We start from the raw sequence: 26,008 nt of genomic DNA, 5'->3' as shown, positions 1-26,008 counted from the left end.
GGATTGTCCGGCAATGGCGTACTGTATTCGTCGTTGCTGTGAGCTGAAAGCAGAAGTTGTCGCTGCCGACGAGCGCGAATCCGGCTTACGTGCTTTACTGAATCTGGGACATACCTTTGGTCATGCTATTGAAGCGGAAATGGGGTATGGCAATTGGTTGCACGGTGAAGCAGTCGCGGCGGGTATGGTGATGGCGGCGCGGACGTCGGAACGTCTCGGGCAGTTTAGTTCTGCCGAAACGCAGCGTATTATTACCCTGCTTACGCGGGCTGGATTACCGGTTAATGGGCCGCGCGAAATGTCCGCGCAGGCGTATTTACCGCATATGCTGCGTGACAAGAAAGTCCTTGCGGGAGAGATGCGCTTAATTCTTCCGCTGGCAATTGGTAAGAGTGAAGTTCGCGGCGGCGTATCGCACGAACTTGTTCTTAACGCTATTACCGATTGTCAATCAGCGTAACAACAAGAAAGGTCCGGCCGCTTATCAGCGGTCTATTAGCTTCAGGTTAATTGCAACGTGGTAAGCATTAACCTTTTAGTGGGGTGTTAAATGGATGAATTCAAACCAGAAGACGAGCTGAAACCCGATCCCAGCGATCGTCGTACTGGTCGTTCTCGTCAATCTTCTGAGCGTTCAGAACGTACTGAACGTGGCGAACCGCAGATCAATTTTGATGATATTGAACTTGATGAAACTGACGATCGCCGTCCGACTCGTGCGCAAAAAGAGCGCAATGAGGAACCGGAAATCGAAGAAGAAATTGATGATTCCGAAGATGACGCTGTGGATGAAGAGCGTGTAGAGCGTCGTCCGCGTAAGCGCAAAAAAGCAGCCAGCAAACCGGCTTCTCGTCAGTATATGATGATGGGCGTCGGTATTCTGGTTCTGCTGCTGTTGATCATCGGTATCGGTTCTGCGCTAAAAGCCCCCTCGACCTCTTCCAGCGATCAAACCGCGTCTGGTGAGAAGAGTATTGATCTTGCTGGCAATGCGACTGATCAGGCAAATGGCGTGCAGCCAGCGCCGGGAACCACGTCTGCGGAAAATACCCAGCAGGATGTTTCTCTGCCGCCGATTTCTTCTACGCCGACCCAGGGGCAAACCCCGGCGGCAACGGATGGTCAACAACGTGTTGAAGTGCAGGGTGACCTGAATAACGCGCTGACCCAGCCGCAAAATCAGCAGCAGTTGAACAATGTGGCGGTCAACTCCACGCTGCCAACCGAACCCGCAACTGTAGCGCCAGTTCGTAATGGCAACGTATCGCGTGATACGGCGAAAGCGCAAACCGCTGAACGGCCGACCACCACGCGTCCGGCACGTCAGCAGGCGGTGATTGAACCGAAAAAACCACAAGCAACTGTGAAAACGGAACCGAAGCCGGTAGCACAGACGCCGAAGCGTACTGAACCGGCTGCACCTGTGGCGAGCACAAAGGCACCGGCTGCGACTTCTACGCAAGCCACAACGCCAGCAGCACCAAAAGAGACGGCGACTACGGCTCCAGTACAGACGGCATCTCCGGCGCAAACCACGGCAACACCAGCCGCTGGAGCGAAGACCGCAGGTAATGTTGGTTCGTTGAAATCGGCACCGTCCAGCCATTACACTCTGCAGCTGAGCAGTTCTTCTAACTACGACAACCTGAACGGTTGGGCGAAGAAAGAGAATCTGAAAAACTACGTTGTCTATGAAACGACGCGTAATGGTCAGCCGTGGTATGTACTGGTTTCTGGCGTGTACGCTTCAAAAGAAGAAGCGAAAAAAGCGGTATCTACATTGCCAGCAGATGTTCAGGCCAAAAACCCGTGGGCGAAACCGCTGCGTCAGGTACAGGCCGATCTGAAGTAATCAAGGTTATCTCCCGCAATGGTTTATCGTTGCGGGAGTTGCCTGAAGCGCTGGATGCTGTCGGAGCTTTCTCCACAGCCGGAGAAGGTGTAATTAGTTAGTCAGCATGAAGAAAAATCGCGCTTTTTTGAAGTGGGCAGGGGGCAAATATCCCTTGCTTGATGATATTAAACGGCATTTGCCTAAGGGTGAATGTCTGGTTGAACCTTTTGTGGGTGCCGGGTCGGTGTTTCTCAACACCGACTTTTCTCGTTATATCCTTGCCGATATCAATAGCGACCTGATTAGTCTCTACAACATTGTGAAGATGCGTACTGATGAGTACGTACAGGCTGCCCGCGAGCTGTTTGTTCCTGAGACAAATTGCGCCGAGGTTTACTATCAGTTCCGCGAAGAGTTCAACAAAAGCCAGGATCCGTTCCGTCGGGCGGTACTGTTTTTATATTTGAACCGCTACGGTTACAACGGCCTGTGTCGTTACAATCTGCGCGGTGAGTTTAACGTGCCGTTTGGCCGCTACAAAAAACCCTATTTCCCGGAAGCTGAGTTGTATCACTTCGCTGAAAAAGCGCAGAATGCCTTTTTCTATTGTGAGTCTTATGCCGATAGCATGGCGCGCGCAGATGATGCATCTGTCGTCTATTGCGATCCGCCTTATGCACCACTATCTGCGACCGCCAACTTTACGGCGTATCACACAAACAGTTTTACTCTTGAACAACAGGCGCATCTGGCGGAGATCGCCGAAGGTCTGGTTAACCGTCAGATCCCGGTACTGATTTCTAACCATGATACGGCGCTAACGCGCGAGTGGTATCAGCGCGCAAAATTGCATGTCGTCAAAGTTCGACGCAGTATAAGCAGCAACGGCGGCACACGTAAAAAGGTGGACGAACTGCTGGCTTTGTACAAACCAGGAGTCGTTTCACCCGCGAAAAAATAATTCTCAAGGAGAAGCGGATGAAACAGTATTTGATTGCCCCCTCAATTCTGTCGGCTGATTTTGCCCGCCTGGGTGAAGATACCGCAAAAGCCCTGGCAGCTGGCGCTGATGTCGTGCATTTTGACGTCATGGATAACCACTATGTTCCCAACCTGACGATTGGACCAATGGTGCTGAAATCCTTGCGTAATTACGGCATTACCGCCCCTATCGATGTACATCTGATGGTGAAACCGGTTGATCGCATTGTGCCGGATTTCGCTGCCGCAGGTGCCAGCATCATTACCTTTCATCCTGAAGCCTCCGAGCATGTTGATCGCACGCTGCAACTGATTAAAGAAAATGGCTGTAAAGCGGGGCTGGTATTTAACCCGGCGACACCGCTGAGCTATCTGGATTACGTGATGGACAAACTGGATGTGATCCTGCTGATGTCCGTCAACCCTGGTTTCGGCGGTCAGTCTTTCATTCCACAAACGTTAGATAAACTGCGCGAAGTACGTCGTCGTATCGACGAGTCTGGCTTCGACATTCGACTGGAAGTGGACGGTGGCGTGAAGGTGAACAATATTGGCGAAATCGCTGCGGCGGGCGCGGATATGTTTGTCGCTGGCTCCGCTATTTTCGACCAGCCAGACTATAAAAAAGTCATTGATGAAATGCGCAGTGAACTGGCAAAGGTAAGTCATGAGTAAGTTTGAAGATATTCGCGGCGTTGCCTTCGATCTCGATGGCACGCTGGTTGACAGTGCTCCCGGTCTGGCTGCTGCGGTAGATATGGCGCTGTATGCGCTGGAGTTGCCCGTTGCAGGCGAAGAGCGTGTTATTACCTGGATTGGTAATGGCGCAGATGTGCTGATGGAGCGGGCATTGACCTGGGCGCGTCAGGAACGTGCGACGCTGCGTAAAACGATGGGCAAACCGCCCGTTGATGACGATATTCCGGCAGAAGAACAAGTACGTATTCTGCGTAAGCTGTTTGATCGTTACTATGGCGAAGTTGCTGAAGAAGGCACGTTTTTGTTCCCGCACGTTGCCGATACGCTGGGCGCATTGCAGGCTAAAGGCCTGCCGTTAGGTCTGGTTACCAACAAACCAACGCCGTTCGTCGCCCCGCTGCTGGAAGCCTTAGATATCGCCAAATACTTTAGCGTGGTTATCGGCGGCGATGACGTACAAAACAAAAAACCCCACCCGGACCCGCTGCTACTGGTGGCTGAACGTATGGGCATTGCCCCGCAACAGATGCTGTTTGTCGGCGATTCTCGCAATGATATTCAGGCAGCAAAAGCAGCCGGTTGCCCTTCAGTTGGCTTAACCTACGGATATAACTACGGCGAGGCTATCGATCTCAGCCAGCCTGATGTAATTTATCATTCTATAAATGACCTTCTGCCCGCATTAGGGCTTCCGCAAAGCGAAAATCAGGAATCGAAAAATGACTAAGCCCATCGTTTTTAGTGGCGCACAGCCTTCAGGTGAATTGACCATTGGTAACTACATGGGTGCGCTGCGTCAGTGGGTAAACATGCAGGATGATTACCATTGCATTTACTGCATCGTTGACCAACACGCCATCACCGTGCGCCAGGATGCGCAGAAGCTGCGTAAAGCGACGCTGGATACGCTGGCGTTGTACCTGGCTTGCGGTATCGATCCTGAGAAAAGCACTATTTTTGTTCAGTCTCACGTGCCGGAACATGCGCAGTTAGGCTGGGCACTGAACTGCTATACCTACTTCGGCGAACTGAGCCGCATGACGCAGTTTAAAGATAAATCTGCGCGTTATGCCGAGAACATTAACGCTGGTCTGTTTGACTATCCGGTGCTGATGGCTGCGGACATCCTGCTGTATCAAACCAATCTGGTGCCGGTCGGCGAAGACCAGAAACAGCACCTGGAACTGAGCCGCGATATTGCCCAGCGTTTCAACGCGCTGTATGGCGATATCTTTAAAGTACCGGAGCCGTTTATTCCGAAATCTGGCGCGCGCGTAATGTCACTGCTGGAGCCGACCAAGAAGATGTCCAAGTCTGACGATAACCGCAATAACGTTATCGGTCTGCTGGAAGATCCGAAATCGGTAGTGAAGAAAATCAAACGTGCGGTCACTGACTCCGACGAGCCGCCGGTAGTTCGCTACGACGTGCAGAACAAAGCGGGCGTTTCTAACCTGCTGGATATCCTTTCTGCGGTAACGGGCCAAAGCATTCCGGAACTGGAAAAACAGTTCGAAGGCAAGATGTATGGTCACCTGAAAGGCGAAGTAGCTGAAGCGGTTTCCGGTATGCTGACTGAATTGCAGGAGCGTTATCACCGTTTCCGCAATGATGAAGCCTTCTTGCAACAGGTAATGAAAGACGGCGCAGAAAAAGCCAGCGCACACGCTTCCCGCACGTTGAAAGCGGTTTACGAAGCGATTGGTTTTGTGGCGAAGCCTTAATTCACTATTGAGACCAAAAACCGGGGAAACCCGGTTTTTTTTACGTCGTTATTTGCAATAACCCAAAAAAATGTGAAGCATCTCGCCGTTTCCACATCTGCTTGTTGCGCCTTATCTTCATTTTCATGAAGATATAAATATTCATTTTATTGAAAATTTATTATGCGTCGAACGTTTATCAAAAAAGAAGGCGTCGTCATCACGACGCTGGCTCGTTATTTGTTAGGTGAAAAGTGTGGTAATCGCCTGAAAACTATAGATGAACTGGCAACTGAATGCCGTTCGTCCGTCGGCCTGACGCAGGCCGCGTTAAAAAATCTGGAGTCAAGCGGCGCGATACGGATTGAACGTCGCGGGCGCAATGGCAGTTATCTGGTAGAGATGGATAACAAAGCACTGCTGACCCATGTTGATATCAACAATGTGGTATGTGCGATGCCCTTGCCCTATACCCGCTTGTACGAAGGTTTAGCGAGCGGATTAAAAGCTCAGTTTGATGGCATTCCTTTTTACTATGCGCATATGCGTGGTGCGGATATTCGCGTGGAGTGTTTGCTTAACGGTGTCTATGACATGGCGGTAGTTTCGCGACTGGCAGCAGAAAGTTATCTCACGCAAAAAGGATTATGTCTTGCGCTGGAGTTGGGGCCGCATACCTACGTTGGCGAGCACCAGTTGATTTGCCGTAAAGGGGAGTCCGGTAACGTGAAGCGCGTGGGGCTGGATAACCGTTCGGCAGATCAGAAAATCATGACCGATGTCTTTTTTGGCAGTAGCGATGTGGAGCGAGTCGATCTCTCTTATCACGAGAGTTTACAGCGCATTGTTAAAGGTGATGTCGATGCGGTTATCTGGAACGTGGTGGCGGAAAACGAACTGACCATGCTGGGATTAGAAGCCACGCCGCTCACAGACGATCCGCGATTTTTACAGGCAACTGAAGCCGTGGTTTTGACGCGAGCCGATGATTACCCGATGCAACAATTGCTGCGTGCAGTTGTTGATAAACACGCCCTGCTTGCCCATCAACAGCGAGTGGTCAGTGGGGAACAGGAACCCAGTTATTAAACGAAAGGCATCTAAAATGGAAACCAGACTCAACCTGCTTTGCGATGCAGGGGTCATCGATAAGGACATCTGCAAAGGCATGATGCAGGTCGTCAACGTACTGGAAACAGAATGCCATCTACCAGTGCGCAGCGAGCAGGGAACGATGGCAATGATACATATGGCGAGTGCGCTGATGCGCAGTCGTCGCGGCGAACAGATCCAGCCACTGGATGACGAGTTGCTGGCTGAACTGTCGCAATGTCGCCACTGGCCAGCGATCATGCAGTTGCACCAGGTGTTATTGCAGGGATTCGCGCTGGAAGTTAACCCGTGTGAAGAAGGCTATTTGCTGGCCAACCTTTATGGATTATGGATGGCCGCTAACGAAGAGGTCTGAAGCCCACAACAAATCCACGTCGCATATCTTAAATATTCAAAAAAATGAATATTTGATTCAAGGAACAGAAACGAGGCAACAAGATGTTTGTAGAAGCATTGAAACGCCAGAACCCGGCACTGATTTCTGCCGCACTAAACCTGTGGCAGCAGGGCAAGATAGCCCCGGACAGTTGGGTTATCGACGTGGATCAGGTACTGGAAAACGGTAAGCGGTTGATTGAGACGGCGCGGCTTTATGGTATTGAGCTGTATCTGATGACCAAACAGTTAGGTCGCAATCCGTGGCTGGCGGAAAAACTGCTGGCGCTGGGCTACAGCGGTATTGTGGCGGTGGATTACAAAGAGGCGCGAGTGATGCGCCGCGCAGGTTTGCCGGTGGCGCATCAGGGGCATCTGGTGCAAATCCCTTGTCACCAGGTCGCTGATGCCGTTGAACAGGGCACCGACGTCATCACCGTGTTTACCCTTGCCAAAGCGCGGGAAGTGTCTGCGGCAGCGGTGAAAGCGGGGCGGATTCAGTCTGTGCTGCTCAAAGTTTATAGCGACGATGATTTTCTTTATCCGGGACAGGAAAGTGGTTTTGCTCAACATTCGTTGCAGGAAATTGTCGCTGAAATCCAAAAACTGCCAGGACTCCATTTAGCGGGACTTACCCATTTCCCTTGCCTGCTATGGAATGAGAGTGCCGGGAAAGTTTTGCCGACGCCGAACCTCCAGACGTTGGTCAATGCCCGCAACCAGCTGGCGGAATCGGGTGTTGCTGTTGAGCAATTAAACGCGCCTTCAGCAACCAGCTGTACTTCACTGCCATTGCTGGCGGAATACGGTGTTACTCATGCCGAACCTGGTCATGCGCTGACGGGCACCATTCCGGCAAACCAACAGGGTGACCAGCCTGAACGCGTAGCCATGCTCTGGTTAAGCGAAATATCCCATCATTTTCGTGGCGATAGCTACTGCTATGGCGGCGGCTATTACCGTCGTGGTCATGCGCAACATGCGCTGGTGTTTACGCCAGAAAATCAAAGCATTACTGAAACATATCTCAACGCCGTGGATGACAGCAGCATCGACTACACCTTGCCTTTGGCGGGAGAGTTTCCGGTGAGTAGTGCGGTGGTGCTCTGTTTTCGTACACAAATTTTTGTTACCCGCAGTGATGTCGTGCTGGTGTCCGGTATTCAGCACAGAGCGCCGGAAATCGTAGGCCGTTATGACAGCCTCGGCAACCTTCTGGAGGCGTAAATGGCGCGATTTGTGGTGTTAGTGATTGATAGCTTCGGCGTGGGAGCAATGAAAGATGTCACGCGGGTACGCCCGCAGGATGCCGGAGCCAATACTTGCGGTCACATTCTTTGTGAGTTACCGCATTTACAACTGCCAATGCTGGAGAAGTTAGGGCTTATTAATGCTCTGGGCTATGCCCCCGGAGATATGCAGCCATCGGATTCCGCAGTCTGGGGTGTGGCGGAACTGCAACATGAAGGTGGCGATACCTTTATGGGACATCAGGAAATTTTAGGTACGCGACCACTGCCGCCGCTGCGGATGCCCTTTCGTGATGTTATTGACCGTGTTGAGCAAGCATTAATTACTGCGGGCTGGCAAGTAGAGCGCCGTGGCGATGAGTTGCAGTTTCTGTGGGTTAACCAGGCCGTGGCAGTTGGTGACAATCTCGAAGCGGATTTAGGCCAGGTCTATAACGTTACCGCCAATCTCTCCGTAATACCGTTCGATGAAGTCATCAAAATAGGTCGTGTGGTGCGTGAGCAAGTTCAGGTTGGCAGAGTGATCACATTTGGGGGGCTGTTAGCGGACAGCCAGCGCATTCTTGATGCCGCAGAAAGCAAGGAAGGACGTTTTATTGGCATCAATGCGCCGCGTTCTGGCGCTTATGACAACGGCTTCCAGGTCGTGCATATGGGCTACGGCGTCGATGAAAAAGTGCAGGTGCCGCAACAGTTGTATCAGGCGGGCATACCTACGGTTCTGGTGGGAAAGGTAGCGGATATCGTCAGTAATCCTTATGGCGTGAGCTGGCAAAATCTGGTGGATAGCCAGCAGATTATGGATATCACCCTCGACGAGTTTAACGCTCATCAGACCGCGTTTATTTGCACCAATATCCAGGAAACCGATCTTGCCGGTCATGCAGAAGACGTCGCACGTTATGCCGAACGTTTGCAGGTCGTTGACCGTAACCTTACTCGCCTTGTTGAGGCGATGCAGCCGGATGATTGCCTGATCGTGATGGCTGATCACGGTAACGACCCGACCATTGGACATAGCCACCATACCCGCGAAGTGGTGCCGGTACTGGTTTATCAGCAAGGGCTGGTTGCAACTCGTCTGGGGGTTTGTTCCACGCTCTCTGACGTAGGAGCCACAGTATGTGAATTTTTCCGCGCATCGCCGCCACAAAACGGCACTTCCTTTTTATCGTCCTTTCGCTTTCAGGGTGACTCTTTATGACCATCGACTCGACCGGCTACACCCTTGCCCATGAGCATCTGCATATTGATCTCTCAGGCTTTAAAAACAACGTAGATTGCCGCCTTGATCAATATGCGTTCATTTGTCAGGAGATGAACGACCTGATGGCGCAGGGCGTGCGTAATGTGATTGAGATGACCAACCGCTACATGGGGCGCAATGCGCAATTCATGCTTGATGTGATGCGCGAGACGGGGATCAACGTGGTGGTCTGTACCGGTTATTACCAGGACGCGTTTTTCCCGCAACATGTGGCGACCCGCAGCGTGCAGGAACTGGCGCAAGAGATGGTCGATGAAATTGAACAGGGTATCGATGGCACCGACCTGAAAGCCGGGATCATCGCAGAGATTGGTTCCAGCGAAGGAAAGATTACGCCGCTGGAAGAGAAGGTGTTTATTGCCGCCGCGCTGGCGCATAACCAGACCGGATGTCCGATCTCCACGCATACCTCTTTTAGCACGATGGGGCTGGAGCAACTGGCGCTACTGCAAGCCCACGGAGTTGATCTTTCGCGTGTCACCGTCGGGCACTGCGATCTGAAAGACAACCTCGACAACATTTTGAAGATGATCGAACTCGGCGCGTATGTGCAGTTCGACACCATTGGCAAGAACAGTTACTACCCGGACGAAAAGCGTATTGCGATGCTTCATGCACTACGCGACCGTGGGTTGCTTAACCGCGTCATGCTGTCGATGGATATCACGCGTCGCTCTCATTTAAAAGCCAACGGTGGTTATGGCTATGACTATTTATTTACCACCTTTATTCCACAACTGCGCCAGTCAGGATTCAGTCAGGCCGATGTGGATGTGATGTTACGTGAAAATCCCTCTCAATTTTTCCAATAAGGACAGACTCATGAAAAAGATTGGCGTTGCAGGCTTACAGCGTGAGCAGATTAAAAAAACCATTGAAGCGACGGCTCCAGGCTGTTTTGAAGTTTTCATTCACAACGACATGGAAGCGGCAATGAAAGTGAAATCCGGGCAACTGGATTACTACATCGGCGCGTGCAATACCGGCGCAGGTGCGGCATTGTCGATTGCCATTGCGGTGATTGGCTATAACAAAAGTTGCACTATTGCCAGGCCGGGCATTAAAGCGAAAGACGAACATATCGCCAAAATGATCGCCGAAGGGAAAGTGGCGTTTGGGCTTTCCGTTGAGCACGTCGAACATGCGATTCCGATGCTGATTAACCATCTGAAATAAAAGGCACGACTATGGATCTGTATATCCAGATTATCCTGGTGGCGTGCCTGACCGGTATGACATCATTTCTGGCGCATCGCTCGGCGGCTGTTTTCCATGATGGTATTCGCCCGATCCTGCCGCAACTGATTGAAGGCTATATGAACCGTCGCGAGGCGGGGAGTATCGCTTTTGGTCTGAGCATTGGTTTTGTGGCCTCGGTGGGGATCTCTTTTACCCTGAAAACCGGCCTGCTCAATGCATGGCTGCTTTTTCTTCCTACCGATATTCTCGGCGTACTGGCGATAAACAGCCTGATGGCGTTTGGTCTTGGCGCGATCTGGGGGGTACTGATCCTCACCTGCCTGTTGCCGGTAAACCAGTTGCTGACTGCGCTGCCGGTAGATGTATTAGGTAGCCTTGGGGAACTTAGCTCGCCGGTGGTTTCTGCTTTTGCGCTGTTCCCGCTGGTGGCGATTTTCTACCAGTTTGGCTGGAAGCAAAGCCTGATCGCCGCTGCCGTCGTGTTGATGACCCGTGTGGTGGTGGTGCGTTTTTTCCCGCATCTTAATCCGGAATCCATCGAAATCTTTATTGGCATGGTAATGCTGCTGGGGATCGCCATTACTCACGACCTGCGTCATCGTGATGAAAATGACATCGATGCCAGCGGGCTTTCGGTGTTTGAAGAGCGCACGTCGCGGATTATCAAAAACTTACCGTATATCGCCATCGTGGGAGCATTGATTGCTGCCGTTGCCAGCATGAAGATTTTTGCCGGTAGCGAAGTGTCTATTTTCACCCTTGAGAAAGCGTACTCCGCAGGCGTTACACCGGAACAATCGCAAACGCTGATTAATCAGGCGGCACTGGCGGAATTTATGCGCGGGCTGGGTTTTGTACCGTTGATTGCCACCACCGCGTTAGCCACTGGTGTGTATGCGGTTGCGGGCTTTACCTTTGTTTATGCGGTGGGCTATCTCTCGCCGAATCCGATGATTGCGGCGGTATTAGGCGCCGTAGTTATTTCGGCGGAAGTCCTGTTACTTCGTTCGATCGGCAAATGGCTGGGACGCTACCCGTCAGTGCGTAATGCGTCGGATAACATCCGTAACGCCATGAATATGTTGATGGAAGTGGCGCTGCTGGTCGGCTCGATTTTCGCGGCAATCAAAATGGCAGGCTATACCGGATTCTCCATCGCGGTTGCCATTTACTTCCTCAACGAATCTCTCGGTCGTCCGGTACAAAAAATGGCGGCACCAGTGGTGGCAGTAATGATTACCGGTATTCTGCTGAATGTACTTTACTGGCTTGGCCTGTTTGTTCCGGCTTAAGGAATGCACTTATGAAGACGTTTCCTCTGAAAAGTCTGACCATTGCTGAAGCGCAGCAGAAGCAGTTTGCGCTGGTGGATAGCATTTGTCGCCATTTTCCTGGTAGCGAATTTCTTACCTGGGGTGATTTGGGATTAACGCCGGGGCTGAATCAGCCTCGCATTACCCAGCGTGTGGAGCAGGTGCTGGCAGATGCGTTTCATGCGCCAGCGGCGGTGCTGGTGCAAGGCGCTGGCACAGGAGCGATTCGTGCCGGGCTGGCGGCTTTGCTTAAACCAGGGCAGCGTCTTCTGGTGCATGACGCGCCCGTTTATCCGACGACACGCGTGATCATTGAACAGATGGGGCTGACGCTTATTACTGTTGATTTCAATGACCTGTCGGCACTTAAGCAGGTCGTAGACGAGCAACAACCTGATGCGGCGCTGGTGCAGCATACGCGCCAGCAGCTGCAGGATCGCTACATTCTGGCAGAGGTGCTGGCAACGTTGCACTTGGCTGGCGTTCCTGCGTTAACCGATGATAACTATGCGGTAATGAAGGTGGCGCGAATCGGCTGCGAATGCGGGGCGAATGTCTCGACATTTTCCTGCTTCAAGCTATTTGGGCCAGAGGGTGTTGGTGCGGTGGTAGGCGATGCCGACGTTATCAACCGTATTCGCGCTACGCTCTATTCCGGCGGTAGTCAGATCCAGGGCTCTCAGGCGCAGGAAGTCTTGCGTGGGCTGGTTTTCGCGCCGGTGATGCATGCGGTACAGGCGGGCGTTTCTGAACGGCTGCTGGCTTTACTTAACGGCGGCGCGGTGCCGGAAGTTAAAAGTGCCGTCATTGCCAATGCGCAGTCGAAATATGAGATCCCGCCGCTCTTTTATCGCCTTTCCGGAACGTTTCGCCAGGCGAATCCGCAATTAGAACATTGTGCGATTCGCATTAATCCGAATCGTAGTGGTGAAGAGACGGTGCTGCGGATTTTGCGTGAGAGTATTGCCAGTATTTAATGCTGGATAGCCCCGTTCGGCAATCAAGCTAAATTCAGCGCCGGACGGTCCCCTCAACGCGCCAGCATCGCCGGATGCGATGCTGGCGCATCTTATCCGGCCTACGGTTAATGTCTTTTATTATCAATCGATAAGGTGATGCGATTGGCGCGGCAGAAGAGTTCCGAAACGTGCACTGGTTTGTCATTCTGATCAAAGGCGATTTTGCTGATGCGAAACAAGGGTTCGCCCAGTTCACACTTCAGCCATTTTGCCTGCGCGCGCGTAGCGGCAAAGATATCAATGGTCTTTTTGTCGCTGACCACTCGCGTGTCAAAACGCTCCTGAAATAACTGATAGGTGGAGCTGCCTTCGACATAAATCGCATCAAAATCAGGATAACGTGACAATGGGATCCACGAGCTATCAATAAACAGCGGCTCTTTATCAAGATACATCACCCGGCTGAGACGGAACACTTTGCTGTTGCCAGGAATATTCAGCTTCTCGCAAAACGGCGCGGCGCTGACCTGCTCTTGCTCGATCACTTTCTCTTTCGTCGGTTTACCTTGCGAAACACCAAAGTCGGTAAAGCCGCTAACGGTCAGCAGGGCGTTTTCAACTTTCTGACTTTGCACAAAGGTGCCTTTACCCTGCCAGCGGATCAGTACACCGTCCGCCACTAAGTCGCTGATGGCTTTACGAATGGTGATGCGGCTGACGTTGTACTGCGTACACAGCTCGTTTTCAGTTGGGATCTGTTGCCCAGCCTGGTAAACTCCCTGCGCGATATCATCCAGCAGCCGCTGGCGGACGGTGGCATAGAGCAGTTGATGAGAGTAGCGGTCCGTAGCTGACATAATCGACCCTGAAATAAAGAATGAATTACACGGATTATAGGGTCGTTTTCCGGCAAGTAACAGCACGTTGGCGTGAAGATGCTCACGCCAACGTTATGCCTACCAGGCACCGTGGTACTGAATAGTTTGTGCCGCGCACGCCGTTCCCTGCGCCATCGCCTGCGGTAATGTCATCCCCGCAGACCAGCTGCAAAGGAATCCGGCAATGAACGAATCTCCGGCACCCATGGTGTCGATAACCGTCACCGGTTCAGGAGCCTGACGCCAGAACTGCGCGCCATCCCAGGCAATGCTGCCGTTTTCGCCCAGCGTGACAATCACTGTTCCTGCGCCACGAGTCACAATCGCTTTCATCTTCAGACGCAGCGCCTCGTCTTCTTGCGGCGCGGAGGCAAAGGCAAAATCGAGATGCGGCACCAGTGTCTGCCAGAGCGGGCTGTCCCACTTGTCGGAGAAGTCGAAAGCGGTAAGTTTGCCCGCTGCGTGCAGGTGCGGAAATGCGTCCTCCGCATGTCCCCAGATTGCCGCGTGCACAATGTCATACTGCGCCAGCCAGGCGTAATCCTCTTCGCTCAGGGCAAAGTCGGCCATCACGCCTTCGGTGTAGTCGCCAAAAACGCGATCGTTGTCGTGCAGTTCCACCTGAGTTTGTGCGGTAACGCCGTGTTTCGTATGGACATGGCTGATATCGACGCCCATGCGGGCAAGATCCTGCTTCAGCTTTGTGCCGTAGTCATCGTCACCCACCCAGGTAATGCATCCGGGTTGTATGCCGTAGCGAGTGCAGTACACCGCCACGTTCACCGCATTACCGCCAGAAAACGCTTTATTCAGTTGCGGGTAAATGTCGACGCAGTTATCGCCGATTGTCGCCAGGTTTTTCATCTCGCATCCTCCGGCAGCAGCGCGCGAAAGCGTTCCAGCGCCTGGCGAGCGTAGAGTCTGGGTTCGTTCATATACATCGTCACCAGTTCCACCGTACAGTAACCGTCATAACCTCTGTCGATGATATCGCGCATCAGCTCCCGCAACGGCATTTTGCCTTCACCGGGGATGTAATGCGTGTCGCTGGCTCCGTCGCTGTCGACAATATGCAGATGACGCAGTTTATCGCCCAGTTTGTCGAAATAACTCATCACCGGTTCCGCCTGGACATACGGCGCGCAAATGTCGACCATGCTGAACAGGCGCGGCGAAGGCACCAGCGCCAGCGCATGAAGCACATCATTAGCATTACACACGACGTTCGATTCATACGGTGTTAACGGTTCGAGGATTAGATCCATGCCGATGTTTTCCGCGTACTCACACAGTTCGCTTAGGTTCTCTGCCAGCCGTCCCCAGATAACATCAGGCGGCGTGAGATAACCCGCGTGAGCCGCAGAAATCAGCGTATAACCGGCGTTCATCTCTTTCGCCATATCCATCGCCAGCTTGATCATGTCGAGGCTTTCGCGACGCATATGCTCATCGCCCAGCATCATGTTATACGGATAACCATTGGTTTCTGGCGTGTAACCGATAATCGGCATCTGATACGTCTGCGCCAGTGCCTTAATGTGTTTGAGGCCGCCTGCTTTTAAGTCCGGCGCGAAGGCATGCGGACGCCCGCCCCAAATTTCAATGCCATCGTAACCCAGCTCGCTTGCGTCACGGAATGCGTGTTCAATAGGCAGCCGCTGGTGGCCGCAGGTAAACATACCTGTTTTCATCGGATAACTCCTTGCGTAAATCCGGCCCGTTGCCAGGCCGGGAGAGGGGATTAATATTCCACCAGACCACCGTAATAGCGGCGTTCATCCGGGTTGTGATCTTTGTAAATTGACAGGTAGTAGCAGAGCCACTCCATCGGCACGAACATCAGGAACGGCGCCAGCCACGGATGTAGCCCTTGCGAAATTTCGGCGTAATCGATGACGATCACGTTGTCGGTACGCTGTTTGACAAAGTTAATGGTGCGTTCGGTGGTATGGCGGCTTTCGTCATTGCCGAGCAGGAACAGGAATGGAACGCCCGGTTCAACAATCTCCAGCGGGCCGTGGCGGAACTCACCGCTCTCAATCACACAGCCGTGGGTCCAGGTAAATTCCGTCAGCGTTACAATGCCTTCTTTGTAACCCAGCGGACGCAGCGGTCCCGCAGAAACCGTGTAAATCATCGGCCACTGGCTGGCCTGTTCACCGAGCTGGCGACCTTTCTCTTCCCATGTACGCACCAGATGACCGAGCGCATCCGGCAATTGCTTAAGATCGTTTTTGATCTTGCCAATTTCCGCGTTTGGCGCGAGGCGGGTGATCATCTCCAGCACCACGCTGTAGCAGAGCAGCAGGTGAATTTCCCAGATGCAGTCGGCCTGATAATCAATGGTAAACTCTGCCGCCGAAGTAATCGGGCTGTCCGCGCGTTTGGTGAACGCCGCAGTGAGTGCTCCGCAGGCCCGGCCCAGTTCCAGCGCCTTGATTACCTCTTCGGTTTTACCGTAGTCAGAAACGCCAATCACTGCACAACGATCGTCGAGGCGATGCGGGGTGTTATCGCAGAACTCCCAGCCGGAAATAGCGTAGACCTGAAGATCGGAAAAACGATCCGCCAGATGTTTCGCCGTTTGCGCCGCGTTGAGCGGCGATCCGCAGGCAACGAAATAAATACGATCAATCTCGCGCTTCACCATCCCTTCCACGATGGTGTGCACCAGCGGAACGTCATGGCTGAGAACTTTTTCCACTTCCTGAACCATATTTTCGGTGACCAGAAAGTCCACGGTGCTTTTATCAATATCTAACATTTCACTTTTCTCCAGATAACATTACGACAAAGCATTTAGCTGGCGGCTCCGCTTCGCCCAGAAGGCGTAAGCAGGCAGACCAGTGGCAATAACGATGACGGCGCAGATAAGGCCGGGAATCGGTGCCCAGACAAAGGTTGAGGCAACCAGAATGAGGCTTGATGCAATGGCGAGGGTAGTCATCAGCCCGAAAGCCGGAGTACGCTACAGCGGTTTGTAATCGTCGCGTTTACGACACCAGATGATGGAGCCGAAGGTGAGGGTGTTTTTGAAACACATCACCAGCGTGAAGTAGCCCAGCAGGCTGGTGAGATCGGAAACGAAGATGAAGAAGATCCCAAGCGCCCCTTGCAGGATGATGGAAACATCTGGCGTGTTGTATTTCGGATGCACATGCCCGAAGCATTTGAAGAATAAATTGTCTTTTGCCATCGCGTATTCCAGGCGCGGCTGGTACATCACGCAACTGGAAAGCGAGCCGAGAATGACGATCATCGCCGTGACGGCAACGAAGATCCCGGCGGTGCTGCCGAGTGCGGGGATCCAGGTCAGGGCGTCGGAAATCGGCGTTTCAGAGTTGGCGAGTTTATCGAAGGGCATCAGCCCGGAAATCACCAGCGCCAGCAGGGTGTAAAGCACTAAAACCAGCAGGCAGGAGCCAATCAGCGCTCGCGGCATGGTTTTGCCGGGGTTTTTGATTTCACCAGTCATATAGCAGATGGAGGCCATGCCGGTATACGACCAACTGGTGGCAGAGATCCCCGCCAGTAGCGCCATAAAGCTGCCCGTCGCGCCAATCGAGGTGGTGGAAGGGGCGGTAAAATTCTCCGCTTTAAACCAGAAGATCCCAAGGCCAATGACGATAGTGAACGGGATAATTTTGGCGATGGTAATCAGCGTCTGAAACGCTGCGCCGCCTTCGACGGATCGCAGATGCAGCAGCATAAAGGCGATAATTAACCCGGCGGCGATAAATTTACCGAGCAGAGGATCGATAGGCGTTAAAAAGCCAAGATTGCTGACAATCGCCAGCGCCATGATTGACAGTGAAGGCGCATCGTTGGCCCAGAAGCTGGCCCAGCCGGAGAGAAAAGCCAGCGGTCGGCTACCGGCATTTTTTAAATAAACATAATCTGCGCCATTTTCCGGATAAGCGGTTGATAGCTCCGCATAGACGCACATTTGCGGGATCACAATTAACCCGCCGATGACAAAAGCGAGCACCGTCAGCCACGGCGTTCCCGCCGCTTTAGCGACTTCACCCACGGAGACGAAAATACCGGAGCCGACGGTTGTCCCGACGGCGATTGCAAGAACGGCCCAAAATCCGAGCTTGCGTTGGAGTTCCTGGCTTCCCATAGCGATACCTTTTTCTTGTCCAACACGTTGTAGGGGAGAGTTTGCAGTCATTTAAAAGGTAACATGACAATGCATGATGAATATAACAACATATAATGTTATGTGTTGTAGAGGAAGATCACAAAATTTTGCACAGGATCGTGTTGTGGCGGGAGTGAATGACTATCGCATTGAAATTAAAATGAAATTATTTTTACAGGCAGGGGGAAAGAAGGGCATAGAAACAAATACGCCCTCGGGGGATCCAGAGGGCGTCAGGCAATTAAACCGACATTAACCGATTTCTATTAAGAGATTACTGTGCAGTAGGACCGCAACCGCCAATGATTTTAGAAATAGAAATTGCCGGGTGCAGCAGGTAGTCGTAAGAGCAGTTCTTATCACGGTTTTCAATATGACCAGTACATGCAGTTAACGTAGCCAGTACTGCACCTACCAGTGCAACTTTAATAAATTTGTTCATTTTCATTCCCTATGTAAAATATATCGAGTAATATTCATTAATTATATGAATATAAGCAAACAGCTCGTTAGAGACAATACAGGAATATCTATTACACGTCAGTGAGTGGGCTATTAATATTTCGATTATATTTGTAAGCCCCTGTAACTGTAGGTGGTTATTAAAATAAGGAATTAGTTAAAAAGTTGTTTTATGTCTAATGAAGATAAAAATTAATATGGTGATTATTGTAAATAAAAAAAGGTCAGAAATATCTGACCTTAATTAAATTTGTTTAAATTAATGGTTTGAGAACCAGTTTAATTTATCGCGCAAACCAACAACCCGGCCAATAATAATTAATGATGGACTGTTCATTTGCTGCGCCAGATCGCCCAGCTGCGCGAGCGTACCGTCAATCACGCGTTGCGTTACCGCCGTCCCGTTTTCGACAATCGCCACTGGCATTTCGCCTGGCATTCCGTGTTCAATCAATTTTTGCTGAATGGTCGCAGCCTGATTTAGTCCCATATAGAATACCAGCGTCTGTTTTTCTGCTGCCAGGTTTTCCCAGTCCAGCTCACCACCGGTTTTTAAGTGTCCGGTAATTAAGCGTACGCTCTGAGCATAATCGCGATGCGTAAGTGGAATACCCGAATAAGCAGAGCAACCAGAAGCTGCAGTAATACCCGGAACTACCGAGAACGGAATACCCGCGTTGCACAGTGTTTCCAGCTCTTCGCCACCACGGCCAAAAATAAACGGATCGCCGCCTTTCAGACGCACCACGCGTTTGCCTTTTTGCGCTTCCCGCAGCAGGATCTGGTTAATCTCTTCCTGTGGTACGCAGTGGTATCCCGCGCGTTTACCGACGAAAACGCGGTCAGCATCGCGCCGTACCAGATTCATAATATCGTCAGAAACCAGACGGTCGTAGACCACCACATCAGCCTGCTGAATTTGTTGCAGACCTTTCAGCGTCAGTAGCCCGGCATCGCCAGGGCCGGCGCCAACCAGCACCACTTCACCGCGATGGTCAAGCGGCTCGTTGATTAACTGTTCGGTCGTTTCAGTAATGGCTTTCTGATCGTTATTCGCCAGCGACTGCGCCAGGCGGTCATTAACGAACAGTTTTTCCCAGAAACGGCGACGCTCGCCCATTGTCGCGAACTGTTGTTTCACCCGACCGCGTAATTGCCCGGCGTATTTCGCTACCTGGCCCAGATGTAGCGGCAGCAGTGATTCGAGTTTTTCGCGCAGCAGTCGCGCCAGAACCGGCGAGGTGCCGCCAGAGGAGACCGCTACCATCAACGGTGAGCGGTCAATAATCGACGGCATAATGAAGCTGGCGGCTTTCGGCGCATCGACCACGTTACAGAAGATGCGGCGAGCTTCGGCGGCTTCGCTGACGCGCTGGTTAAGCGCGTCATCATCCGTCGCGGCAATCGCCAGCCAGCAGGGGTCGAGAAGGCTTTCATCAAATGGCCCTTCGACGAGGGTTAACATGCCAGCATCTGCCCATGCGGTGAACTGTGGAATAAACGCTAATGCATTCACCGTTAAGCGAGCGCCCGCGTCTAACAGCAACCTTGCTTTGCGTTCCGCAACATCACCACCGCCGACAATCAGACAGTCGCGATCGCGTAATTGGCAAAATATAGGCAAATGATCCACGTAAAAACCCCTTACTGATTAACCTGCAGCCGTTTCAGTTTGATTAAATTTGTCCGCAACCGGACGATTCGCTTTCGGCGTAGCATACCAATAACCCAATCCCATGAATACGGCGCCCGATAAAGTATTACCCAGCGTCACCCACAGCAGGTTATGCCCAATACCTGCCAGCGTATAGGCTTCGCTGTGGTTGCCGAACCAGGAGAGCGCGAACAGCGTCATGTTAGCGATGGAGTGCTCATAGCCAGACGCGATAAATGCCAGCAGACACCACCAGATAGCGATAAATTTCGCCGCCCCTTCAGTGCGCAGCGCCATCCAGATAGCCAGGCAAACCAGCCAGTTACACAATGCGCCTTTGAAGAACAGTACCATTGCCGGTGCAGTGGTTTTAGCCAGCGCGACGGAGTGAACGATGCTGGTATCTACCGGCAGCAGGCTACCGCCGCCCCAGCTATAAAGCATGGCAACGAAGACGGAACCTACCAGGTTACCCAGCCAGGTTTGCGGCAGGATTGCCCACATTTGCCCGTGGCTAATGGTGCCCGCTTTCACCCCAAAGGTGAGGAACATGGTGTGTCCGGTGAACAGTTCAGAACCGGCGATAATTACCAGCGTTAAGGCGATACCAAAGGTCGCGCCCATCACCAGAGGACGAACAGATGGATCGAGCAGGTTACCGAGCGTGAAAATCAGGATGATCCCAAGACCCACATACGCGCCCGCCATGGCGGAGCTGACCCAAAAGCCGAGCGGGTTATTTGCCGACAGGCGTGCAATGCGCGCAGCGTTAGCCGCACACTTATTAATAGTGTCTGTAAACATTTGATTATCCTTTAAAAAATAAAAACAAAAAATAAAACAAAAAGTTTAAAAAATGTCCTGCAATATACCGAAGGTTATTACAGGGCCATGCAAAAAGGGGAGGCATTGCGCCTCCCGTTAAAACATTAACCGCGTAGCTGTACCACGCCGTCTTTCACTCGCGCTTCGTAATGCTTGACGGAAAACTGTTCGTCTTCCATGCACAAGCCGTCGCTTAAGCGAAAACGCTGTTTTTTCAGCGGGCTGGCTACCCACAGCTCGCCCTGGTGTTCCGCAATCAGCCCGCGTGACAGCACGCTGGATTCGAAGAACGGGTCGATGTTGCTGATCGCAAACACCTGGTCGCTGTGATACGGGCGGAAAATTGCTACCTGCTCGTCACCTAACAGCGCGCAGACGCCGGTTTCAGGCAGGATGTCATCGATTTTGCAGATGTCTTTCCACTGGCTCATGCGTTGTCCTCCACCAGAGTTACCGGGATACGTTCATACGGCGTTGCCGGACGGTGCTGTTCGCGTTCTGGCACCATCTGCACGTTCGGGTCACGCTTGTCGCTGTTGATGAAGTGTTTGAAGCGAGTCTGCGCAGACGGTGTATTGACCGTTTCAGTCCACTCACATACTACCGCTTCACGCAGGCGCGCCATCTCTTCTTCCAGATGTGCGTTCAGCCCCAGTTTGTCGTCAATGATCACCGCTTTCAGGTAATCAATGCCGCCTTCAAGGTTTTCTAACCACGGCGCGGTACGCGTCAGTTTGTCGGCGGTACGGATGTAGAACATCATGAAACGGTCGAGATATTTGATCAGCGTTTCGCGATCGATATCCGCCGCCAGCAGATCCGCATGACGCGGTTTCATGCCGCCGTTACCGCAAACGTACAGGTTCCAGCCTTTTTCGGTGGCGATGATACCCACGTCTTTACCCTGAGCTTCTGAACATTCACGGGTACAGCCAGAGACACCGAACTTCATTTTGTGCGGAGTACGGATGCCTTTGTAGCGGTTTTCCAGTTCCACGCCGAGACCCACGCTGTCGCCAACGCCGTAGCGGCACCAGGTGCTACCCACGCAGGTTTTCGCCATACGCAGTGCTTTCGCATAGGCATGACCGGTTTCGAAGCCGGCTTCAATCAGCTGACGCCAGATCTCCGGCAGATCGTCTTTCTGTGCGCCAAACATTGCCAGACGCTGGGAGCCAGTGATTTTGGTGTAGAGATTAAATTCACGCGCGATACGACCTACCGCCATCAGCCCTTCCGGGGTGATTTCACCGCCCGGAGAACGCGGGATCACCGAGTAGGTGCCGTCTTTCTGGATGTTAGCGAGGAAGTTGTCGTTAGAATCCTGCAGCGGAGTATGTTCCGGCTTCAGAATGTATTCGTTCCAGCAGGAGGCCAGCAGCGAACCGACGGTCGGTTTACAAACTTCACAACCGTAGCCTTTGCCGTGTTTCGCCAGCAGTTCTTCGAAGGTTTTAATGCCTTCAACGCGGATCAAATGGAACAGTTCCTGACGCGAATAAGCAAAGTGTTCGCACAGGTTGTTGTTAACTTCGATACCCTGTTTCGCCAGTTCCGCATTCAGTACCTGAGTGACCAGCGGGATACAGCCGCCGCAGCCAGTACCGGCTTTGGTTTCGGCTTTCAGCGCCGCAACGGTGTGGCAGCCTTTGTTGATAGCAGCAATCAGGTCGCCTTTGGTGACGTCGAAGCAGGAGCAGATTTGCGCGCTGTCCGGCAGTTTATCTACACCGATAGATGGCTTACCGCTACCGGAGTGCGCTGGCAGGATCAGGGAATCCGGGTTTTCTGGCAGTTCGATAGCGTTCAGCACCAGTTGCAGCAGGTTGCCGTAATCGCTGGTATCGCCCACCAGTACCGCACCGAGCAGGGTTTTGTTGTCTTCGCTGACAACCAGGCGTTTGTAGATCTCTTTGCATTCGTCGAGGTAAACATAGCTACGAGCGCCTGGTGTACGACCATGCGCATCGCCAATACCGCCAACGTCCACGCCCAGCAGTTTCAGCTTGGCGCTAAGGTCAGCGCCTTCAAAGGCGTTTTCGCTACCGAGAATGTGGTCAACGGCGACCTGCGCCATTTTGTAGCCTGGTGCTACCAGACCAAATACACGGTTGTTCCAGCTTGCGCATTCACCGATGGCGTAGATATCCGGATCGGAAGTCTGGCAGGAATCATTAATGACAATACCCCCACGCGGAGCAACGTCCAGACCACACTGGGTTGCCAGCTTATCGCGCGGACGGATACCGGTAGAGAAGACGATAAAGTCGACTTCCAGTTCGCTGCCGTCGGCAAAACGCATGGTTTTACGCGCTTCGACACCTTCCTGCACAATCTCAAGGGTGTTTTTGCTGGTGTGAACGCGCACGCCCATACTTTCGATTTTGCGACGCAGCTGCTCGCCACCCATCTGATCAAGCTGTTCCGCCATCAGCATAGGGGCAAATTCGATAACGTGGGTTTCAATACCTAAGTTTTTCAGCGCGCCAGCGGCTTCCAGACCTAACAGGCCGCCACCAACAACGGCACCGCGTTTGCTGCGACGGGCGCAGGATTCAATGGCGTTGAGGTCTTCAATAGTGCGATAGACAAAGCAGTCCTGAGTATCAGAACCTTTGATTGGTGGGATCCACGGGTAGGAACCGGTCGCCATGATCAGCTTGTCATAAAAAACGGTGCGCCCGGCGCTGGAGTGAATCACCTTCTCCTGACGGTTGATGGTGATAGCGCGTTCGCCGACCAGAACTTTGATGCCGTGTTTCTCGTAGAAGCCTTCGCGCACCAGCGACAGCTCTTCGGCGGTGTGGTGAGAGAAGTAAGACGAGAGGTGTACGCGGTCATAAGCGATGCGCGGTTCTTCACAGAAAACGGTAATATCAAAGTTGGCCGCATCAGATTTATCAAGAAGATCTTCGATAAAGCGATGGCCGACCATACCGTTACCGATAATTGCGAGTCTGACTTTGCTCATTTTTGCCTCGATTTCTTTTCTATTACCGCCTACCTTAACGATTCAGCAACCCCACTTATTGATGCAAATCAAATTCACCTTTATATACTCCTTAAGAGGTATATTGCTGATTTGTATAAATATTCTTAAGTCACGGAATTGTCTGACATTTCATGTTTGTGCAAAAAACAGACAAAATGAAAGCATTTATAGAGATGAAGGCACGTTGCGGGAGATGAGAGGAAAAAGCCGGACGACAAAAGTGCCGCCCGGCATTGGCAATTAATGAGAGGTCAGGTTGTTGTGCTGACGGTGACGGCTGACAAAACCTAACAGGAAGCACATCACGAATACCACAGCGTACAGACCGTTTGCTGTGAGCAGTGCCGCCTGTGGACCGCTATGTTCTACGATCGGACCGGTAACCACAAAGGTCAGCATGGTGCCGATGGTTCCACAGGTGAGTACGAAGTTAACCAGTTTTGGCGATGGTACTTTTGTCTGCTGGGAACCCAGAGTGATGATGGTGGTATAGATTGCGCTGGAGAAGAAGCCCAGAGCAAGAATAGACCATGCCATATGCGCTGGTGTTCCGGTGTTAAAGACGTACATCAGAATCGCAGCCAGGCCTGCCAGCACGGTCAGAATACGTTGCAGGTCAAAGAAACGCAGAATAAAGCTGAACGCCCACATGCCGACCATGTACGACATCCAGAAGTTGCTTACCAGCGTACCCGCGTCGTTCAGGCTCATGCCCAGACCTTTGGCGTACTCTGGCACCCAGGAGATAAAACCTAGCTGACCGAGGATGTAGCACAGCGCAGCAATAGAGAGAAACAGCACGCCGATCCCCCACTTTTCTTTCGCTACCGGGGCGTCAGCTTTTGGCGCATGTTTGCCCAGCGCCGGGAACTCACAGCCGAAGGTCAGAATAAAAATAGCGACGTACACCAACCCGATGCAGGCATAAACCCAGTACCACTCAATGCTGCGCGCCAGCAGAAATGCGGCGATCATCGGGAAAATCATCCCGGCCATACTGAAGAAGGAGTCGGTAAACAGCAGACGGGAACCGCGCTGGCGCCCTTCATACATTTGCGTTACCAGGAATGTACCAATCGACATGGTGATACCGCTGACCACCCCAAGGATGAACATCGCCGCCGAGAACAGCGCCAGGCTGTGGCTGAACATCAAACCGGCAACCGCCAGCACCATCAGGAAAAAGCCAAAACGTAACTGCGTTTTCAACGGGACGATTTCCATCAGCCAGGCGTTGAGGAAGATAGAGATTAAAATGCCGGCGTTGAGGAAGGTGAAGGTATTACTCATACTGGAAACGGGCAGATTGAAATAATCGGCGATATTTCCCATCACCATCCCGGTGACAATAACCAACGCACCGGTCAGTGCGTAGGAAAGAAAGCTAATCCATGTGAGCTTGATGCGATTGCTGTTAGTCATGATTGGCCTGCGTTAAAAGATAAATGGCATAGTGGATATGCTGTGAGCGGGCGATTTTAGGTGATTTTGTGATCTGATTAAATATTTAATTGCAAACGGTTGCTAATTTGCAAACGTTAAAGTGATTCTGATCACGAAATAAAAGTGATCATCAGGTTACATATATTTCAAGTACGTAAAATTAGGTAAAGGAATGGCCTTGTCATTGAAGGCTATTTAGAATCTCTCCACTTGCTTTTTTTCTGCTCTGTTTGTTAAGGAAATCTCATGTTCAAATCGACCCTGGCGGCGATGGCTGCTGTTTTCGCTCTTTCTGCTCTCTCACCCGTAGCAATGGCAGCGAAAGGGGATCCGCACGTATTGTTAACAACCTCTGCTGGTAATATCGAACTGGAGCTGGATAGCCAGAAAGCGCCGGTATCAGTGCAAAACTTTGTCGATTATGTGAACAGTGGTTTTTATAACAACACCACCTTTCACCGCGTTATCCCAGGCTTTATGATTCAGGGCGGCGGATTTACCGAGCAGATGCAGCAGAAAAAACCAAACCCGCCAATCAAAAATGAAGCCGATAACGGCCTGCGCAATACGCGCGGCACTATTGCTATGGCGCGAACTGCGGACAAAGACAGCGCAACCAGTCAGTTCTTTATCAACGTAGCCGACAATGCCTTCCTTGACCACGGTCAGCGTGATTTCGGCTACGCCGTCTTTGGTAAAGTGGTGAAAGGTATGGACGTTGCCGATAAGATTTCCCAGGTGCCGACTCATGACGTTGGTCCATACCAGAATGTGCCGTCAAAGCCGGTCGTTATCCTTTCCGCTAAAGTCCTGCCGTAACGATTTCTCGCGCGGGCAAAATTGTCCGCGCATCTGCTCTTCCGGCGTAACCCGGATTTGCCGCTTATACTTGTGGCAAATGGACACGTTCAGGGAG

At 52.0% G+C, this 26,008-nt stretch carries 24 protein-coding genes and 2 pseudogenes; 15 read left to right on the top strand and 11 right to left on the bottom strand.

Features of this window, described 5'->3' with window-relative positions; translation table 11 throughout:
* From aroB to A7098_RS06100, 14 genes and pseudogenes are all read left to right on the top strand, one after another.
* Window positions 1-460, top strand: a pseudogene (gene aroB / locus A7098_RS06165) (3-dehydroquinate synthase); the annotation flags it as partial.
* Between the two features lie 90 nt (window positions 461-550).
* On the top strand, window positions 551-1,852 hold the full coding sequence (damX, locus tag A7098_RS06160) for a cell division protein DamX (protein WP_105280507.1): 1,302 nt from the start codon (window positions 551-553) through the stop codon (window positions 1,850-1,852).
* A 106-nt stretch (window positions 1,853-1,958) separates the two neighbouring features.
* Window positions 1,959-2,795, top strand: a complete 837-nt coding sequence (dam, locus tag A7098_RS06155) for an adenine-specific DNA-methyltransferase (protein WP_000742146.1) — start codon at window positions 1,959-1,961, stop codon at window positions 2,793-2,795.
* Between the two features lie 17 nt (window positions 2,796-2,812).
* Window positions 2,813-3,490, top strand: a complete 678-nt coding sequence (gene rpe / locus A7098_RS06150; RefSeq protein ID WP_000816280.1) for a ribulose-phosphate 3-epimerase — start codon at window positions 2,813-2,815, stop codon at window positions 3,488-3,490.
* Window positions 3,483-4,241 carry a phosphoglycolate phosphatase gene (gph, locus tag A7098_RS06145; RefSeq protein WP_000032690.1) on the top strand — a complete coding sequence of 253 codons (759 nt, stop codon included), beginning with the start codon at window positions 3,483-3,485 and terminating at the stop codon, window positions 4,239-4,241. The genes rpe and gph overlap by 8 nt, the downstream gene beginning before the upstream one ends.
* Window positions 4,234-5,238, top strand: coding sequence for a tryptophan--tRNA ligase (trpS, locus tag A7098_RS06140; RefSeq protein ID WP_000165546.1), 1,005 nt, complete (start codon window positions 4,234-4,236; stop codon window positions 5,236-5,238). Before gph ends, trpS begins: the two co-directional genes overlap by 8 nt.
* 162 nt (window positions 5,239-5,400) lie before the next feature.
* Entirely contained in the window at window positions 5,401-6,306 is a 906-nt protein-coding gene (gene yhfZ / locus A7098_RS06135; RefSeq protein WP_001254799.1) for a GntR family transcriptional regulator YhfZ, read from the top strand.
* A 16-nt stretch (window positions 6,307-6,322) separates the two neighbouring features.
* Window positions 6,323-6,685 (top strand): hypothetical protein, encoded by a 363-nt coding sequence (locus A7098_RS06130; RefSeq protein WP_010348351.1) that lies wholly within the window; start codon window positions 6,323-6,325, stop codon window positions 6,683-6,685.
* Between the two features lie 83 nt (window positions 6,686-6,768).
* Entirely contained in the window at window positions 6,769-7,932 is a 1,164-nt protein-coding gene (locus tag A7098_RS06125) for a YhfX family PLP-dependent enzyme (RefSeq protein ID WP_105280506.1), read from the top strand.
* Window positions 7,933-9,159: a phosphopentomutase gene (locus A7098_RS06120; RefSeq protein WP_105280505.1), complete on the top strand. Its 1,227-nt coding sequence runs from the start codon at window positions 7,933-7,935 to the stop codon at window positions 9,157-9,159.
* Window positions 9,156-10,034 (top strand): phosphotriesterase-related protein, encoded by an 879-nt coding sequence (locus A7098_RS06115; RefSeq protein WP_105280504.1) that lies wholly within the window; start codon window positions 9,156-9,158, stop codon window positions 10,032-10,034. The genes A7098_RS06120 and A7098_RS06115 overlap by 4 nt, the downstream gene beginning before the upstream one ends.
* Window positions 10,035-10,044: 10 nt before the next feature.
* A complete protein-coding gene (locus A7098_RS06110; protein ID WP_024212436.1) occupies window positions 10,045-10,398 on the top strand; it encodes a DUF2620 domain-containing protein in 354 nt (117 codons plus the stop codon).
* Window positions 10,399-10,409: 11 nt separating this feature from the next.
* On the top strand, window positions 10,410-11,714 hold the full coding sequence (locus A7098_RS06105) for a YhfT family protein (protein ID WP_000366826.1): 1,305 nt from the start codon (window positions 10,410-10,412) through the stop codon (window positions 11,712-11,714).
* Between the two features lie 11 nt (window positions 11,715-11,725).
* Window positions 11,726-12,712, top strand: a complete 987-nt coding sequence (locus A7098_RS06100; protein ID WP_105280503.1) for an aminotransferase class I/II-fold pyridoxal phosphate-dependent enzyme — start codon at window positions 11,726-11,728, stop codon at window positions 12,710-12,712.
* A gap of 107 nt (window positions 12,713-12,819) precedes the next feature.
* Here A7098_RS06100 and frlR read toward each other — a convergent pair whose 3' ends face one another.
* The 11 genes and pseudogenes from frlR to tsgA all read right to left on the bottom strand — a co-directional run bounded on the left by frlR (window position 12,820) and on the right by tsgA (window position 25,071).
* Window positions 12,820-13,551 (bottom strand): DNA-binding transcriptional regulator FrlR, encoded by a 732-nt coding sequence (frlR, locus tag A7098_RS06095; protein WP_105280502.1) that lies wholly within the window; start codon window positions 13,549-13,551, stop codon window positions 12,820-12,822.
* 99 nt (window positions 13,552-13,650) lie between these two features.
* Complete coding sequence (frlD, locus tag A7098_RS06090) at window positions 13,651-14,436, bottom strand: fructoselysine 6-kinase (RefSeq protein ID WP_105280501.1); 786 nt, start codon at window positions 14,434-14,436, stop codon at window positions 13,651-13,653.
* Window positions 14,433-15,263, bottom strand: a complete 831-nt coding sequence (gene frlC / locus A7098_RS06085; RefSeq protein ID WP_105280500.1) for a fructoselysine 3-epimerase — start codon at window positions 15,261-15,263, stop codon at window positions 14,433-14,435. The genes frlD and frlC overlap by 4 nt, the downstream gene beginning before the upstream one ends.
* Window positions 15,264-15,313: 50 nt before the next feature.
* Window positions 15,314-16,336, bottom strand: a complete 1,023-nt coding sequence (frlB, locus tag A7098_RS06075; protein ID WP_105280499.1) for a fructoselysine 6-phosphate deglycase — start codon at window positions 16,334-16,336, stop codon at window positions 15,314-15,316.
* A 21-nt stretch (window positions 16,337-16,357) separates the two neighbouring features.
* Window positions 16,358-17,695 (bottom strand): annotated as a pseudogene (frlA, locus tag A7098_RS06070) (fructoselysine/psicoselysine transporter).
* Window positions 17,696-17,990: 295 nt separating this feature from the next.
* Window positions 17,991-18,158, bottom strand: coding sequence for a YhfL family protein (locus A7098_RS06065; RefSeq protein ID WP_001031834.1), 168 nt, complete (start codon window positions 18,156-18,158; stop codon window positions 17,991-17,993).
* Between the two features lie 279 nt (window positions 18,159-18,437).
* Window positions 18,438-19,811 carry a siroheme synthase CysG gene (gene cysG, locus A7098_RS06060; protein WP_105280498.1) on the bottom strand — a complete coding sequence of 458 codons (1,374 nt, stop codon included), beginning with the start codon at window positions 19,809-19,811 and terminating at the stop codon, window positions 18,438-18,440.
* An 18-nt stretch (window positions 19,812-19,829) separates the two neighbouring features.
* Window positions 19,830-20,636: a nitrite transporter NirC gene (nirC, locus tag A7098_RS06055; protein WP_000493563.1), complete on the bottom strand. Its 807-nt coding sequence runs from the start codon at window positions 20,634-20,636 to the stop codon at window positions 19,830-19,832.
* A gap of 125 nt (window positions 20,637-20,761) precedes the next feature.
* Window positions 20,762-21,088 carry a nitrite reductase small subunit NirD gene (gene nirD, locus A7098_RS06050; RefSeq protein WP_000084764.1) on the bottom strand — a complete coding sequence of 109 codons (327 nt, stop codon included), beginning with the start codon at window positions 21,086-21,088 and terminating at the stop codon, window positions 20,762-20,764.
* Window positions 21,085-23,628, bottom strand: a complete 2,544-nt coding sequence (nirB, locus tag A7098_RS06045; RefSeq protein ID WP_105280497.1) for an NADPH-nitrite reductase large subunit — start codon at window positions 23,626-23,628, stop codon at window positions 21,085-21,087. Before nirB ends, nirD begins: the two co-directional genes overlap by 4 nt.
* A gap of 261 nt (window positions 23,629-23,889) precedes the next feature.
* Entirely contained in the window at window positions 23,890-25,071 is a 1,182-nt protein-coding gene (gene tsgA, locus A7098_RS06035) for an MFS transporter TsgA (RefSeq protein ID WP_105280495.1), read from the bottom strand.
* 267 nt (window positions 25,072-25,338) lie between these two features.
* Between tsgA and ppiA the strand changes: the two genes are divergently transcribed.
* On the top strand, window positions 25,339-25,911 hold the full coding sequence (gene ppiA / locus A7098_RS06030) for a peptidylprolyl isomerase A (protein WP_000477233.1): 573 nt from the start codon (window positions 25,339-25,341) through the stop codon (window positions 25,909-25,911).
* Window positions 25,912-26,008: the final 97 nt, after the last annotated feature.

Source organism: Escherichia sp. MOD1-EC7011 (assembly GCF_002965005.1).
GTDB lineage: Bacteria > Pseudomonadota > Gammaproteobacteria > Enterobacterales > Enterobacteriaceae > Escherichia > Escherichia ruysiae.
The sequence above is the reverse complement of the archived record's forward strand: the minus strand, read 5'-3'. Positions and strand labels throughout refer to the sequence as shown.

Excerpts from the sequence above, each read along its gene's own strand:
- frlD (WP_105280501.1), bottom strand. The coding sequence starts at position 14,436 with ATGAAAAACCTGGCGACAATCGGCGATAACTGCGTCGACATTTACCCG.
- ppiA (WP_000477233.1), top strand. The coding sequence starts at position 25,339 with ATGTTCAAATCGACCCTGGCGGCGATGGCTGCTGTTTTCGCTCTTTCT.
- frlC (WP_105280500.1), bottom strand. The coding sequence starts at position 15,263 with ATGAAAACAGGTATGTTTACCTGCGGCCACCAGCGGCTGCCTATTGAA.
- trpS (WP_000165546.1), top strand. The coding sequence starts at position 4,234 with ATGACTAAGCCCATCGTTTTTAGTGGCGCACAGCCTTCAGGTGAATTG.
- A7098_RS06105 (WP_000366826.1), top strand. The coding sequence starts at position 10,410 with ATGGATCTGTATATCCAGATTATCCTGGTGGCGTGCCTGACCGGTATG.
- nirB (WP_105280497.1), bottom strand. The coding sequence starts at position 23,628 with ATGAGCAAAGTCAGACTCGCAATTATCGGTAACGGTATGGTCGGCCAT.
- A7098_RS06115 (WP_105280504.1), top strand. The coding sequence starts at position 9,156 with ATGACCATCGACTCGACCGGCTACACCCTTGCCCATGAGCATCTGCAT.
- frlR (WP_105280502.1), bottom strand. The coding sequence starts at position 13,551 with ATGTCAGCTACGGACCGCTACTCTCATCAACTGCTCTATGCCACCGTC.
- A7098_RS06110 (WP_024212436.1), top strand. The coding sequence starts at position 10,045 with ATGAAAAAGATTGGCGTTGCAGGCTTACAGCGTGAGCAGATTAAAAAA.
- A7098_RS06130 (WP_010348351.1), top strand. The coding sequence starts at position 6,323 with ATGGAAACCAGACTCAACCTGCTTTGCGATGCAGGGGTCATCGATAAG.
- rpe (WP_000816280.1), top strand. The coding sequence starts at position 2,813 with ATGAAACAGTATTTGATTGCCCCCTCAATTCTGTCGGCTGATTTTGCC.
- A7098_RS06125 (WP_105280506.1), top strand. The coding sequence starts at position 6,769 with ATGTTTGTAGAAGCATTGAAACGCCAGAACCCGGCACTGATTTCTGCC.
- yhfZ (WP_001254799.1), top strand. The coding sequence starts at position 5,401 with ATGCGTCGAACGTTTATCAAAAAAGAAGGCGTCGTCATCACGACGCTG.
- frlB (WP_105280499.1), bottom strand. The coding sequence starts at position 16,336 with ATGTTAGATATTGATAAAAGCACCGTGGACTTTCTGGTCACCGAAAAT.
- nirC (WP_000493563.1), bottom strand. The coding sequence starts at position 20,636 with ATGTTTACAGACACTATTAATAAGTGTGCGGCTAACGCTGCGCGCATT.
- tsgA (WP_105280495.1), bottom strand. The coding sequence starts at position 25,071 with ATGACTAACAGCAATCGCATCAAGCTCACATGGATTAGCTTTCTTTCC.
- dam (WP_000742146.1), top strand. The coding sequence starts at position 1,959 with ATGAAGAAAAATCGCGCTTTTTTGAAGTGGGCAGGGGGCAAATATCCC.
- damX (WP_105280507.1), top strand. The coding sequence starts at position 551 with ATGGATGAATTCAAACCAGAAGACGAGCTGAAACCCGATCCCAGCGAT.
- A7098_RS06065 (WP_001031834.1), bottom strand. The coding sequence starts at position 18,158 with ATGAACAAATTTATTAAAGTTGCACTGGTAGGTGCAGTACTGGCTACG.
- nirD (WP_000084764.1), bottom strand. The coding sequence starts at position 21,088 with ATGAGCCAGTGGAAAGACATCTGCAAAATCGATGACATCCTGCCTGAA.
- A7098_RS06120 (WP_105280505.1), top strand. The coding sequence starts at position 7,933 with ATGGCGCGATTTGTGGTGTTAGTGATTGATAGCTTCGGCGTGGGAGCA.
- A7098_RS06100 (WP_105280503.1), top strand. The coding sequence starts at position 11,726 with ATGAAGACGTTTCCTCTGAAAAGTCTGACCATTGCTGAAGCGCAGCAG.
- gph (WP_000032690.1), top strand. The coding sequence starts at position 3,483 with ATGAGTAAGTTTGAAGATATTCGCGGCGTTGCCTTCGATCTCGATGGC.